Source organism: Paenibacillus vortex V453 (assembly GCF_000193415.1).
GTDB lineage: Bacteria > Bacillota > Bacilli > Paenibacillales > Paenibacillaceae > Paenibacillus_AQ > Paenibacillus_AQ glucanolyticus.
The window spans coordinates 56637-71314 of the sequence record NZ_ADHJ01000056.1 but is presented as its reverse complement, the minus strand read 5'-3'; the positions used below and the strand labels follow the sequence as shown (position 1 = coordinate 71314).

The following is a 14678-nucleotide window of genomic DNA, read 5'->3' as shown; positions in this document are numbered from 1 at the left end:
AGAAGCGTTATTTGTGCTAATTGGCTTCTATTGTAAACGTAACGGACACCAGCGTCGCTATGAGGCCGAGATAAAAGGACATTTCCCATCAAATTGACTAAATAACGCCTCTCAGGTCCGTTAGAATTCAAAAAGCTACTTTTTCCATCCAATAGCGTCTCTCTAGTCCATTAGACAACCAGATAACCAACTCGCCCTATAGTTCTAAAACGAGCAGACTTATCAACGGTTACGGATATTCTGTAAACAACGGTTTTCGGATAAATAACGGTGATCGGGTACAGCAGCATATTCCATAAAAAATAGCGGTGTATGGATTTAATCCACACACCGCTATTTTGCGTACCCTTGCTCAGATTGAGCAGGCAAATTGCTCTAATCAAAGGATGTTGTCTGAACCAATAAACAGAGGGGCTCTAACGTCCGGCGGTTATTCCTATCATCCCTAAGTGGTTTGACATCCTATCCTGTAAGGGTGATCTACTCGTAACCGGATGAGTCGCCTTTTGACAATGCGCTATGCCTGTATCCGTATATAGCGTAGATGACGACACCGAGTCCGATCCATACAATGAACCCGATCCAGGTAATCCACTGCAGCGTGGTCAGCAGATAGAGACAGCTGGCAACAGCAATCAAAGGCAGCCAAGGCACAAACGGCACGCGGAAGGTGCGTTTTAGATCCGGATGTGTTTTGCGCAGCACAATGATGCCGAGCGAGACGGTAATGAAGGCAAAAAGCGTGCCGATGCTGGCCAAATCCGCCAGGTTGCCAAGGGGGACAAAGCCGGACAGCAGGGCGATGCTGATACCGGACACCCAGGTGCTGAATTCCGGCGACTTCGTTTTCGGATTGACCGAGCTCATCCGTTTCGGCAGGAGTCCGTCCCGGCCGAGTGCATACAGCAGTCGGGACTGTCCGAACATGACACCCATCAGCACAGTGGTGAGTCCAGCTATGGCCCCCAGCGAGATGAAATAGGACATCCAGTCCTGCTCGATGTAGAGCAGCGCAAAGGCAACCGGGTCTTTCACATTGAGCAGGTTGTATGGTACGAGTCCTGTCAGCACCGCGGTAACCGCAATATATAACACGGACACAATCAGCAGGGAACCCAGAATGCCGATCGGGAGGCTTTTCTGTGGATGCTTGACTTCTTCGGCTGCCGTTGCAATGACATCAAAACCCACGTAGGCGAGGAAGGCAATGGCCGCTCCCGTCATGACACCTTCCATGCCAAATGGCAGGAACGGCGTCCAGTTATCCGGTTCTACATAGAATATCCCCACGCCGATAAACAGCAGAATGACTGCAACTTTCAGATAAACCATGAAGGTGTTAAGCCTTGTCGATTCCTTGGCTCCGCGCGATACAATCCACGTGATCAGAAGCGCGATAAATATAGCGGGCACATCCACATAGGTACCGTTGGCCGGATTAAAGGCATTGGTTATCGCGGTTGGCAGATGTATCCCGAAGCCCGCGAGGATGCTCTGGACGTAACCAGACCAGCTGCTGGATACCAAAGCGCTGGCGAAGCCGTATTCCAGAAGCAGGTCCCAGCCCATCAGCCAGGCAAAACCTTCGCCAAAGGTTGAATAGCTGTACGTATATGCACTGCCCGCCACCGGTACGGTGGAGGCGAATTCTGCGTAGCAGAGTGCACAGAAGGCGCACACCAGCCCCGCCAGTAGGAACGAAACGATTAATCCCGGTCCGGCATGGGTTGCGGCGGTGACGCCGGTTAATACAAAAATTCCTGTTCCCACGATAGAACCCACGCCGAGGATGATAAGGTCCATGGCACTGAGTTGCTTTTTTAATGCGGAACGTACTTCCCCACCTTGCATATTAGGGATCGGCTTCTTGCGAAGCAGATTGTGTTTCAAGCTCATAAATGGAGTCTCCTAGATGTTTATTTAGATAGATTTCCCCGATGTGTGACCCATCCATTCGACATTATAAAGAAAAACGAATTTCTTTGAAAGGGGGAATGTCTCATCTGAAGGCTGTCCTCCCCTGATGGACACAAACGTGACATAATTCACGTTCAAGGTGATGAAGCTGCGTTACAATGAAGGTAAACGATAAATAGGAAACCAAGAGCTGCATCGGACATACGCAATAGAACGAATGCAGGAGAAATGAGGGAGAGACCATGGCCTACTACAAACCTGATCGTATCGCAGAAATTACCGTGGAGACCGGTGTAAAAAAAGCACGCAATTCCACCTTAAATGTTATGATACTCGGCTTTTTGGCAGGGGCATTCATTGCGCTCGGCTTTCTGCTGGATATCCGCGTTATCGCCGGAGCATCTCCGGCCTGGGGAGGGATTGCCGGTTTTATAGGTGCGGCGGTATTCCCGGTCGGGCTTATTCTGGTATTGCTTGCAGGCGGAGAACTGCTGACGGGCAACATGATGGCGGTGTCCTTGGCCAGATTCAAGCAGCGGATTTCCACCAAGGAACTGATCCGGAATTTAGCGCTTGTCACGGTAAGCAACTTGGCGGGGGCATTGTTTGTTGCCTATTTCTTTGGCCATGTGACCGGGCTGACAGGCAGCGGCGTATATCTGGAGAAGCTGGTTGATATGGCAGGTCATAAGCTGGACGACAGCTTCCTGCAGGCGTTCTTGTCCGGCATCGGGTGCAACTGGCTTGTTGCGCTTGCCGTATGGCTCTCCTACGGATCGGATCAGATGAGCGGCAAAATTCTGGGGATCTGGTTTCCGACCATGGCTTTTGTAGCCATCGGCTTTCAGCACGTGGTGGCAAATATGTTCCTGATCCCGGCAGCGATATTCGAAGGTTATTACAGCTGGGGTCAGTATTTCATGAACTTCGTTCCGGTATGGCTTGGCAATTTTGTGGGCGGCTCGCTGTTTGTGGCCGCTGCTTACGGGTCTGTTTACTTGAAGAATAGCAATAGGGCGGTGGAGGTATCCGGCATTCACCATGACGCCGCAGCCGTGACAACGACTCCTGCTGCTGGAAGTCCTCCTGAGGTTCATTCAGCACAGCAGGTATCATAATAAATTCAGTATCGATTGCAGAAAATCGCGGGCACCAAGGGAACGTCTACCATAAAAAGCAAATTCGCCATGCCGGTCTCGGGGGAGGAGACACGGCATGGCGAATTTTTTGGGAGTGGTCCATGATTTGGCAAGGAAGAGAAAGGGTCTGGGTTCCTCTTCGTTGCTCTTGATAGGAATATACCCGGCAGGGAGAAGCGTGAATCACCCTATTTAGAAAAAAATGTATGACTTTACTGGAACCCTGATGTTCTTTTAAGATAAGGGATAGGATGCAGCCGAGCAGAAGGGGGAAATGGACGAAATGACTCAAGATATGATTCAGCAGGAAAATGGCATATTTCCAGGGGTATGTCCGTTGGATTGTCCCGATACATGCGGCCTGCTGCTGCATAAAGAGAACGGGAAAATCGTCAAGGTTACCGGAGATCCCGACCATCCGGTTACGCAAGGAGCCATCTGCAATAAAGTCCGTAATATGGCACACCGGGTATACCATCCGGAGCGTGTGCTCTATCCGATGCGGAGGGTAGGCACCAAGGGAGAGGGAGCTTTCGAACGAATCAGCTGGGATAAAGCGCTTCAGGAGATTACCACGCGCTACAAGGGGCTGATCGAGGAACACGGCTCCGAGAGCATTTTGCCTTACAGCTTCTACGGCAATATGGGCATATTGAGCGTGGACGGCATAGACCGGAGATTCTTCAACAAGCTGGGCGCCAGTCGGCTGAAGCAGTCCATCTGCAATTCGGCAGGCAGTGAAGGCTGGAAGTCCGTCATGGGCTTTAACGGAGGCACCGTGCCTGAGGTCACGGTGCTGGCTGACGTCATTATCGTCTGGGGCGGCAACATCGTCAGCACCAATATGCACCAGGTGGTGCTCGCAGAGAAAGCGCGCAAGTCCGGTGCCAAGGTCATTGTCATTGATGTTCATAAAAATCAGACCGGGCAATGGGCGGATTGGTTCATTCCGCTGTTTCCGGGCACGGATGCGGCCCTGGCCGTCGGTATCATGCACATTATGTTTCGTGATGGCATGGTGAATGAGGAGTTCCTCCAGCACTATACCCTGGGTCATGAGGAGCTGCGCGAGCATGTGAGAACATACACGCCGGCGTATGTGTCTTCCATTACCGGCGTTTCGGCTGAGGATATCGAGAAGCTGGCTGAGTTGTATGGCCGAGCCCAGGTGTCTTATATCCACATCGGAAACGGACTTCAGCATCACGATAATGGCGGATTGACGGTACGCAGCATAGCGGCGCTTCCTGCCTTGACCGGACAATGGCTCAAGCGGGGCGGAGGTGCCTCCAAGTCGAATGGCGGCTATAACAGTATGGACAGCGATGCACTGGAGCGCCCGGATCTGAGACCGAATCCCGAGGCCCGAACCATCAACATGAACCGGATAGGCGAGGCGCTTGCGATGACCGAGCAGCCGATTAAGTCCGTGTTCGTTTATTGCAGCAATCCGCTCGTTGTCGCTCCAGATACGGAGCGGGTGCGCGAAGGTTTTGCACGGGAAGATCTGTTTACCGTTGTACATGACCTGTTTATGACGGACACAGCGAAATATGCAGATATCGTGCTACCGGCAACCTCTTCATTTGAGAATACGGATCTGTTCAGTTCCTATTGGCATCAGTACATCCAGCTTCAGGAGCCGGTCATTCCGGCGCTTGGGGAGAGCAAGAGCAATGTGGAGCTGTTCTCGTTGCTGGGACGGGCCATGGGTTTCAATGAGCCTGCTTTCTATGAGACAGAAGAAGAGATGATTGCAAGGGCGCTCGACTATCCGGACAACCCTTATCTGAACGGCGTTACCTTGGACAAGCTGAAAGCGCACCGCCACGTGAAGCTCGACATGACCCCGCTGGAGACGTATCTGGACCGTCTGCCGACGCCTTCCGGCCGGATTGAGCTGTATTCGGCACAGCTGGAAGCAGCCGGTCTTCCGCCTCTTCCGACTTACGTGCCATTGAAGGAAGGATATGATGGCGTGAGGCGAGGCCGCGGGCATCAATATCCGCTGATGTTCATCTCCCCGCCGAATCACAATTTCCTGAATTCAACCTTTGCGAATGTGGAGAAACATCAGAAGCTGGAGAAGGAGCCCGCACTGCAGATCCATCCGGAGGATGCAGCGGAGCGCGGGTTACACGATGGAGATATGGTTACGGTATATAATGACCGCGGAACCTATGAGGTCCGGGCGAAGGTAACGGATAAAATGCTGCCGGGCACCGTGGTCAGTCAAGGCTTGTGGTGGGAAGGCGAAGGCCGGAAGCAGCGTGCTAACGCCCTTACGCCGGACAGGCTGTCCGACATGGGCGAAGGGGCCACCTTTTTCTCGACGGTAGTCGAGGTCAGGGCTAAAGAGAAGGGTATCTAAAAGATGAATACGAGACTGTCTTGAAGGTCTATATGACCTGAAGGCAGTCTTTTTTTATAGATAAGAAAGTGGGGGGCTGAAAGTGATAACACATTCCGGTGGAAGTATAAAAAATCGGGGTTTTGTTATATAGCTTGAATAAATTTCCATAGGTAGAATGGTACTAAGTCAATTGCAAGCGGTTTCGGAATGGCAGAAATTCAGAGACCCGGCATGCGTTTAGATCAATTCGTAACGGGAGGATAAATATGCCGCAAGCTACTGCAGAACAGCAATCACCCATTTCCCGGCAGCCCAAAGTTCACAGTAAAAGTTTCCTCAGACGCTTGATGAAGCAATGGGATGTTCAGCTCATGGTGTTACCCGGGGTCATTTTGGTTTTCATTTTTGCCTATATGCCCATGTATGGCGTAATAACCGGTTTTATGGATTATAACCTGTTCACCGGATCAAGGATTTGGGATAACCCGTGGGTCGGTTTTAAGCATTTCGAAGCCTTTTTTGCCGCCCCCGAGTTTGAGAGAATTTTGCGCAACACGATTGTCATCAGCCTGTTGAAGTTCGTTATCGGATTTCCGGCACCGATCATACTGGCGCTTTTACTGAACGAAGTTCGCCATATGTTGTTCAAAAGAGTGATTCAAACGATCACGTATCTGCCCTATTTCTTATCGTGGGTCATCGTTGCGGGGTTTGCCACCGCCTTGCTATCCACGGAAAATGGAAGCATCAATATTTTGCTGGAGCGCATAGGGGCCATTGATGAACCGATCAATTTTCTCTCGTTGAAAGAATATTTCTGGTCGATCCTCATTTCGGCCAACGTATGGAAGGATATCGGATTTAACTCGATTGTATTCCTGGCTGCGATTGCAAGCATTGATCCTGCTCTGTACGAGGCTGCAGATATCGACGGGGCAAGCAAGGCGAAGCAGGTCTACTTGATTACGCTTCCCTCGATTATGCCGGTAGTCATTATCTTTATGATTCTTGCCATCGGCAACTTGCTCAACGCAGGTTTTGAGGACATCTTGCTCCTGGCATCCAATCCTGTGCTAAGGCCGGTATCTGATGTGATTGATACGTATGTCTATCGGGTAGGCTTGGGGTCACATCGCTATTCTTATGCGGTTGCTATCGGATTGTTCAAGGCAATCATCAGTGTAGGACTGCTAACGATCGCGAACTATCTGGCTCGAAGATCTGGTAACAGCTTATGGTAAGAATCAGCAGCCCTCAGGAGGTACGGCATGTTAAAAAGAATTAGCTTTGGCGACAAGGTCATGCTCATTGTGGTATACGCGTTGCTCAGTCTACTCGCCTTCACGGCACTCTATCCGTTCTGGAATGCGGTGGCTGTTTCTTTCAATGTAGGTGTGGATACCGCCAAGGGAGGGGTCACCTTCTGGCCACGAGAATTCACACTCGAAAACTACAAAATCATACTGCAAGATGAAAGACTGCTTAACGGGTTTCTCGTATCCATAGGCCGTACCGTAATCGGAACCGCAACCTCCATCTTCATGACAGCGCTCCTTGCCTTCGGGATGACTCGATCCTATCTGATCGGACGGAGCTATTATATGGTGTTCTTTATATTCACGCTTTACTTTGGCGGAGGATTGATTCCAACCTATCTCTTGATCCGTTCACTGGGTATGATGGACAGCTTTCTGGTGTTTATTATTCCATCGCTTATCAGCGTCTGGAATATGATTATATTCCGAACCTTCTTTAAGGGCCTTCCCGTTGGCTTGGAAGAATCGGCCAATATTGATGGCTGCAGCAATTGGGGTATATTCTTCCGGATTATTCTTCCATTGTCCGGGCCGGTTATCGCCACGCTGTCCTTGTTGACCGCCGTTGGCCATTGGAACGACTGGTTCCTGCCAAGCTATCTACATCACTAGCGATACTTTGCTGCCCATTCAGACGATATTGAGACAGACCTTGAATGCCAATATTGTATCCGGTTCAAGCACCGTGCTCGACAGCGCTTCGGTTGCTCTTCTGGATCAAGCAAGGCAAATTACTTCGAAGTCGCTTACGATGGCGATGATGATTGTTGTGACCTTGCCGATCATTTTGGTCTATCCTTTTGTGCAGAAATATTTTGTCAAAGGCGTGCTGGTAGGCTCGTTGAAAGAGTAGGTGGCCGAACGGTTTAAGGCGAACAGCTTTGAACATATATATTCTTGGAAATGAGAGGGGTTAGGTATATGAGAAAGACGAAAAAGCCATTGCTCGTAATGGTATCGCTTCTGTTGGTCATGGTTACTGTTCTTGCCGGATGCGGGAGTAAAAAAGAAGCCGCACCGCCGGCGACACCGCCTGCAACAACCAATGAGGGGAATAAAGAGACTGACCCTCCAGCAGAGGGGGATGGAGGTAAATGGGTGCTTGGCGAGAAGCCGCTGGAATTCTCAGCTTATGCACACTATGGAAACACAGACTTCCCTAAATGGGAAAGCACGCCTATCGGCAAATATTTGAGCGAAGAAAAGCAAGTTAAGCTCAATATGATAGCGGCTGCCGGAGCACATACGCAAAAGCTGAGCGCGATGATGGCATCAGACGATTTGCCTGACATGATCTGGGCAGACCGTGAGGATCAGGATATGGAGAGACTTCGTAAAGAAGGAAAGCTGGTAGCCTATGATGAATATCTGGATAAGTATCCCAACCTGAAAACGTGGATGGGCGATCTGGACCTGCTTCGTGCTGAAGACGGCAAGCTGTACAGGTTTCCTAACTGGTACTCATCCAATCCTTACGGAAACGCAGGTTATGTAATTAACAAGAAAATTTACGAAGAGCTGGGCAAGCCGCCACTCGAAACCACAGATGATTTATATAACTACCTGGTAAAGGTTAAAGAAAAGTATGGCAGCGAGATTGTTCCGTTCGAGCCGCATCGCGCACAGGATCGACAAGGACTGGGTGTGTTATATACGGCTTTCGGAGAGGGAGCAAGCTACACCAACCTTAACGCTAATTTGTTAGCGGTTCCAAAGGATGGCAAGCTGACGTCGCTACTCATGGATCCGGTATTCCGTGAGGCTCAGAAATATATCGCTAAACTTTACAGAGAGAAACTCATTTCACAAGATGCCTTTAACCAAACGGAAGATCAAGTGCTGGAGAAAGTCATGACAGGCCGAGTCGCTGTGTTTGCCGGAGCCAGTCCGACAGATATGGCAGGAGAAGCACAGCCGGAGTTAATTAAGAAGGATCCGGACAGCGGGTATTTCATGATCTGGCCTATTCATAAGCCCGGTCTGGATAAGAACAAGATTTATCCAGGGACCTACACAAGCTTTGGATGGAATGCTGCATATATTACAACGGCTGCCGAAGACCCTGAAGCGATCTTTGCATTTCTTGACTGGTATACAGGTCCGGAAGGAATGAACGTGCAATTCTTCGGTCCTGAGGGTAAGAACTGGAAAGGCTTTGATGAGCAGGGTCAGCCGAATTTCACCGAGACTTATAATCCCGAAGAAGTAGCCAAAATTCAATCCGAAAATTCTCCGGTTATGTTTGTAGGGAATACGAGTTATATTGACCCTTCCAAATATAAATATATGAAGGATCTTCCGTTCGAAGAGCAGGATTGGAGAACACGTTACCAACAAACGATTACTTGGCCAACTCAATTAAACGTTACGGAATTTTCCGGTATTGAACCATCCCCGGATTCCGATGAAGGCATTATAAAAACATCTGTAAATGAATTGTTCCTCGAAATTTATGCCAAATCCGTAATGGCTAAGAGTGACGAAGAGGTAGATAAAATTCTTGACCAAGGGAACAAGGATTTGATGGATCTGGGTTACCAGCAGCTTCTTGATTACCGTACAGCCAATTGGCAGGAGAACTTGGCGAAGAGAAAATAATTAATTACAGCGTTATTACAGGGAAGCCTCCCAAAGAATCCACCAGATTCTTTGGGATATCTCTGTTTTATAATCAAATAGTCTTTTGCGCGTATGTGTAAGTAGAGGTGTATCTACCATTATGGAGGGGTTCCATGTACAAGGTGCTGCTTGTGGATGATGAAGAACTGGATCTTGAAGGAATGAGAAGATTCATTCCTTGGTCTGATTTGGACATGGAGTTAGTGGGGAGCGTTAATAATGCATTGTCGGCATGCGAAATAATAAAGAACCAGGAAGTTGATATATTGGTCAGCGACGTCAATATGCCCTATATGTCCGGGCTCGAGCTTGCTCGGATTGCGATTGAGCATAAACCTAACATTCGGATCATATTCGTCAGCGGATATCAGGAATTTAGCTATGTACAGCAAGCACTCTTATTGAAAGCGTATAGCTATGTTCTGAAGCCCATGAACGATCGGGAACTGGTTGCTTCATTAATCAAGGTAAAACGGGATTTGGATGAGGAGATCAAGCAGCGCGAGGTGGAGATGGCTTATCAGGAGATGATCCCCATTGTCAAAAGTGACTTTCTCATACGCCTGCTTGAACGGGAAGAATCAGAGGAATTATTGACACAGATGAGTATTTCTTATGAGTTCGACCAGTTGAAGTGGCCGATCCGCGTCGCCGTTATGGAACTGGATAATCTGTCTTGGCGCCAAACGGGGAGTCTTTTTTCAAAGAGGGAACTGGCAAGAATATTTCTGCAGCGTATCCAGGAGGCGATTACAGATGGCGGCATGCTTCCATACTGCAAGCTGTCCTCGCAGCGGGTAGCGATCCTGCTTGAGGACGTAAGCGCCACCCATACGATACGTACCTTGACGGATAACGTTCAGTTGCATTTGACGACATCCCTGACAACGGGTATTGGGGAACCCGTACACAACTTGAATCAGCTTCAGCTGTCCTACAGGCAAGCGGTGGAAGCTGTGGAGGCCAAGATGTTTCTTGGCAAGGGAAGTATGATCAAGTATGAAGATGTCAGTGCGGAGCCAGGCATGCTCGATGCGCGGATGCTAGATGAGCGCATGAATGTCCTCCTAAAAGCGATGGAGAAATATGAGCTGGTTCAAATTTGTGATGAACTGGAGAAGTTATTTGGTTCTATAAGGAATCTGCGCTCCCGCTTTACCGTGCATAATATGTCGAATTATATTATCTGGAAGCTCGAACAATATTTAAGCAGTCGAAATGAAGATTTGTTTGACCTGTTGGGCATGGAGATCCATCACCTGGATATTTTGATGCAATTCGAAACCGTCAGTGATATTCGTTCCTGGTTTATACAGCACATATTCGGAATTTCCGAAAGATTATATGAGAAATCCAATTCTAAGGATGGTAAATTCATTCGCAGTGTTATCCAATTGATGAGAGAGCGGATGAGTGAGAATATAACGATCAAGGATATTGCGCAGCATTTTTGTTTTTCGCCGAGCCATGTCGGGTTCCTGATTAAAGAGAGGTCAGGAAATACGTTCAATGAACTGCTTGTCCAACTGCGTATGGAAAAAGCATGCGAATTGCTGAAACAGCCGGGTCTCAAGGTCTATGAAGTCGCCGATCAGGTAGGATATCGCTATCTTCCTTATTTCAGCCGGCAGTTCAAAGAGAAATTCGCGATGACACCCATGGAATTTCGAAAGAGAGAATTGGGATGAATACTCGCTGGACCACATCATCCAGAATAAACGGTAAGAAGCTGGGGTATATACCCATCGGTTACAAGCTCATGCTGACCTTTACGATATTTATATTGCTGTTGGTTTTCGTGAACTTTTATATTTCACACTCGATGTACGATGACACCATGCGCAAACAGAGCCGGGTCAACATCCAGGGGACGCTCAATCAGATCCGGGATAATGTGGCCTATAAAGTGGATGATATCGTCCAGACCTCAGCGACATTGTACGATGATCCTGCCTTCATTCAGAGTGTCCTCAGGAATTTATCAGGCGCTGATAATCATATCCGCATGAACAATGTCATTCTCCCGAAGCTGGAGAGCGCTGCGAAGGCGGTTGGCCTTAATTTAAGGCTATCCGTCTATTTTCATAATCAAACGGTGTACGAGAGATATAGAGATTGGGATAATGCCAATAATCAAGATTTCAACGAACAAAGCTGGGATATGTACCATATGACTCGAATTTCGAATGAGTTTTGGTATTTCACGCTGCCGGAAGAGAAGTATAATTCAACGATGACGTGGAGGCAGGTAGAAGAGGATGAGCGGGATGGGCGGATTTCGCTGATTCGGCGCATCGTGGATATGAATAATCCGCTCGATATTCAAGAAGTGGGAATCATGAGGTTCAGTGTTCGCTTGTCGCAGCTGTTCGACAGTGTGGATTACACGAAGCTTGGCGACGGAAGTGTGTTATCGGTGCTGGATCCTTTTGGGAATGTGGTGTTTACTTCCGGATCAATGGTTGAAGACCCTGACCATACCAGCGACAAGGTAAATCCGTATGCCGTTATAGCACCCAACGATAAGAAGAATTATTTGGTGATTGAAGAAGATTTGCCGCAGAAGAACTGGAAGATTGTTGCGCAGGTTCCGCTTAACATCATTGAACAGGAAGCGAAGAGAGTACGAACCGTATTAATAGTAATCTGTATCATGTGCATCGTGTTGTTTACATATACAGGGTATGTGATATCCCGATCTTTCTCTAAGCGAATCCAGAAGCTTGTAGGGGTACTCAATGCATTTCGGGAAGGGGAGCTGCATAAACGGATCGCTTATCGGGGCAAAGGGGAGTTCCCGCAAATTGCGAATGCCTTGAATGCAATGGGCGAGGATATCGAGGCGTTAATCAATAAAGTGTATCTAACCCAGCTTCAAAAGAAGGAAGCAGAGCTTGAAATGCTGCAATCGCAGATTAATCCCCACTTCTTATACAATACGCTATCCTCCATTAATCAACTTGCGAAATTCGGCGAGACGGAGAAACTGCAGAATATGGTTGTGCAGTTGGCACAATTTTATCGGCTTACACTAAATTCGGGAAGAATATTAATACCCATTGCATTAGAGATTGAGCAGGCCAATGCGTATCTGGATATCCAAAAGGTAAAATACGGACAGCGCATGGAAGTCAATTTTGATGTGGATACAAGTATATGGCCTTACGAAACCATTAAACTGATTCTGCAGCCCTTTATCGAGAATGTGCTGAAGCATGCGTGGAGCGGGGATCGCATTCATATTCGGATTGTCGTCAAAAAGGAAGGGGATGCGATTCTCTATCGGATCATCGACGATGGTCTCGGCATGAAGCAGGGGAGAATCGAGGAAATATTCGTATCCCCGGGATAACAACCATTACGGGCTGCGGCATCCGCAATATCGACCAGCGGGTGAAGCTGCATTACGGGAGCGAGTACGGCGTGTCTATACTTCAGCAAAGTGGGAATCGGAACTTCGGTTCAAATACGCATACCGGCAAGAGCCAGAAATGCAAACCCCGATAAGAGAGGAGGGTAGACGGGGCCCCAAACTATAGCTCTGCCTAGGGAAGAGGGATCCGTTCAGTTTAGTTTCATGTTCGCTGTCAAGGTAAAGCGTCAATGAGTGTGCTTGCTAAAAACATAGGCCTCAAGCGATACTAGGATTTGGGCGAAGAAATGACAAGCAATGTAAATTTCACAGGATGATATGATAAGTAAAAGACGTTGTCTTTCTCTTTTCTATTAGAAGAACCATAGAAGCCCGCAAGGGCTTTTCTTTTTGATTATATATGCTTATGCCGATTATACTGCTGCGAGGCTGCTGGGAGATAATAAACATGAAATGGTTGGAGCAGTACCCTAAGGAAGTTAAAGGTTTTCTTGTAGCAAGTCTCGTTGCCTCTGCAGGCGGCTCCTTGATGTGGCCGCTGACAACGATGTATGTATTTGATGAGCTGGGACGCAGCATGCAGGATGCCGGCTTTGTCATTCTGATTCAATCGATGGGGGGAATTGCGGGCCAGCTCCTGGGCGGGGCCATGTATCACCGAATTGGGGTGAAGAAACTCATCGTGGGCTCCCTGCTGCTGAATGCGCTGGGGTTGTTTACTCTTCCGTTCATTAACGGACTATGGGGCCTCTTCATCGCGATGATGGGATTCATCGGGTTCTGCAACGCAGTATCCATGCCGGCCATTCAGGCCTTTATCGGATTCCGGTTTGCCGATCGACGGGGTGAGCTGTTCAATGTCATCTATGTTGCTAACAATATCGGTGTAGCGCTAGGTACGGCCATGAGTGGATTTTTGGCAGAGATATCCTATCATTTAAGTTTTGTCTTAAACGGAGTCACTTCCTTCGGGTTTGCGATTTTCTTCCTGTCCTATCTGACGAAGCTGGACGGACCCGGCGTACCGGATCAGTCCCATCACCCGCAGCCCAAAACTCCGCTTCCCGCAGGCCCCGGTGCTTGGGCATTGCTGGGAAACACCCGAATTTATCTCTTCATGGGTTTGGGCTCTCTGTTTCTGTGGTTCGGGAATTCGATCTGGAATACGGGCGTCTCTCCCTTCATCATCTCAGAGGGGATGTCCAAGACAGCCTATGGTTATTTATGGACCCTTAATGGCATATTGATCTTTGCTGCACAGCCGCTGACCAATGCAATCAAGCGCTGGTTTGCCCGGACGGAGAGCAGCCAGATGACGGTGAGCGCACTGTTCTACCTGTCTGCTTACCTCGTTATTGTGGCGATGCACAGCTATCCGGGTATGGTGCTTGCGATGGTGCTGGCTACACTCGGCGAAATGCTCATCTCACCTGCTATACCGGCCTTTATCTCGGAGCGGGCAGGTCATGCAGCACCGTTCTATATCGGCGTTACAGGCGGTATGGGAGCTGTCGGACGGGTGATAGGTCCTTATGCTATGGGAACGATGTATGATGGCGGGGGATTGACGCCAGTGGCGTGGCTGGCAGCAGGCGTTGCGGTGTTGTCCTGCTTATCCTTCATGGTGCATGCACGGCTTAGCAAGAACAGCTCGCTGAATCATAACCTCCACGACAAGAATGCAAGACAAGCTGACGCTTCCAGCCCTCACTAAGAAAAATAACATGGAATGTTATAAAGCAGCAGGCATGCTTCCGGCCGGCTGCTTTTTCTTATGGGGTCGAAGCTCACAGCGCTTGTCAAAAAATAGACTCATAAAAAAATAAAAAGGATATTGAAATCGCTCTCAAGGGAAGCTATAATGAACTTGTCGAAACGTTTCAAAATAGAATGCGTTTTTTGAAGTTATCAAGCAATCAAGCAGATTATTATGAATACACAAAAGCATGTTTATACCTAAA

General features: G+C 48.5%; 8 protein-coding genes and 1 pseudogene. 8 read left to right on the top strand and 1 reads right to left on the bottom strand.

Annotation, left to right across the window (positions count from 1 at the left end; translation table 11 throughout):
* Nucleotides 1-480: 480 nt before the first annotated feature.
* Nucleotides 481-1896 (bottom strand): amino acid permease, encoded by a 1416-nt coding sequence (locus tag PVOR_RS29015; RefSeq protein ID WP_006213148.1) that lies wholly within the window; start codon nt 1894-1896, stop codon nt 481-483.
* A gap of 263 nt (nt 1897-2159) precedes the next feature.
* Between PVOR_RS29015 and PVOR_RS29010 the strand changes: the two genes are divergently transcribed.
* From PVOR_RS29010 to PVOR_RS28975, 8 genes and pseudogenes are all read left to right on the top strand, one after another.
* Entirely contained in the window at nt 2160-3035 is an 876-nt protein-coding gene (locus PVOR_RS29010; protein ID WP_006213147.1) for a formate/nitrite transporter family protein, read from the top strand.
* A gap of 304 nt (nt 3036-3339) precedes the next feature.
* Nucleotides 3340-5427: a molybdopterin-containing oxidoreductase family protein gene (locus PVOR_RS29005; RefSeq protein WP_006213145.1), complete on the top strand. Its 2088-nt coding sequence runs from the start codon at nt 3340-3342 to the stop codon at nt 5425-5427.
* Between the two features lie 248 nt (nt 5428-5675).
* A complete protein-coding gene (locus tag PVOR_RS29000) occupies nt 5676-6650 on the top strand; it encodes an ABC transporter permease (protein ID WP_006213144.1) in 975 nt (324 codons plus the stop codon).
* A 27-nt stretch (nt 6651-6677) separates the two neighbouring features.
* Nucleotides 6678-7578: pseudogene (locus PVOR_RS28995) on the top strand (carbohydrate ABC transporter permease).
* Nucleotides 7579-7646: 68 nt separating this feature from the next.
* Nucleotides 7647-9323, top strand: coding sequence for an extracellular solute-binding protein (locus PVOR_RS28990; protein ID WP_006213143.1), 1677 nt, complete (start codon nt 7647-7649; stop codon nt 9321-9323).
* Nucleotides 9324-9457: 134 nt separating this feature from the next.
* On the top strand, nt 9458-11032 hold the full coding sequence (locus PVOR_RS28985) for a response regulator (RefSeq protein WP_006213142.1): 1575 nt from the start codon (nt 9458-9460) through the stop codon (nt 11030-11032).
* Complete coding sequence (locus PVOR_RS28980) at nt 11029-12696, top strand: sensor histidine kinase (RefSeq protein ID WP_006213141.1); 1668 nt, start codon at nt 11029-11031, stop codon at nt 12694-12696. The genes PVOR_RS28985 and PVOR_RS28980 overlap by 4 nt, the downstream gene beginning before the upstream one ends.
* A gap of 469 nt (nt 12697-13165) precedes the next feature.
* The gene (locus PVOR_RS28975; protein WP_006213140.1) at nt 13166-14431 is read left to right on the top strand and encodes an MFS transporter; all 1266 of its coding nucleotides are present in this window, start codon (nt 13166-13168) and stop codon (nt 14429-14431) included.
* Nucleotides 14432-14678: the final 247 nt, after the last annotated feature.

Bases quoted from the DNA above. Each gene is read 5' to 3' on its own strand.
- PVOR_RS28980 (WP_006213141.1), top strand. From the start codon at position 11,029: ATGAATACTCGCTGGACCACATCATCCAGAATAAACGGTAAGAAGCTG.
- PVOR_RS28975 (WP_006213140.1), top strand. From the start codon at position 13,166: ATGAAATGGTTGGAGCAGTACCCTAAGGAAGTTAAAGGTTTTCTTGTA.
- PVOR_RS29010 (WP_006213147.1), top strand. From the start codon at position 2,160: ATGGCCTACTACAAACCTGATCGTATCGCAGAAATTACCGTGGAGACC.
- PVOR_RS29015 (WP_006213148.1), bottom strand. From the start codon at position 1,896: ATGAGCTTGAAACACAATCTGCTTCGCAAGAAGCCGATCCCTAATATG.
- PVOR_RS28990 (WP_006213143.1), top strand. From the start codon at position 7,647: ATGAGAAAGACGAAAAAGCCATTGCTCGTAATGGTATCGCTTCTGTTG.
- PVOR_RS28985 (WP_006213142.1), top strand. From the start codon at position 9,458: ATGTACAAGGTGCTGCTTGTGGATGATGAAGAACTGGATCTTGAAGGA.
- PVOR_RS29005 (WP_006213145.1), top strand. From the start codon at position 3,340: ATGACTCAAGATATGATTCAGCAGGAAAATGGCATATTTCCAGGGGTA.
- PVOR_RS29000 (WP_006213144.1), top strand. From the start codon at position 5,676: ATGCCGCAAGCTACTGCAGAACAGCAATCACCCATTTCCCGGCAGCCC.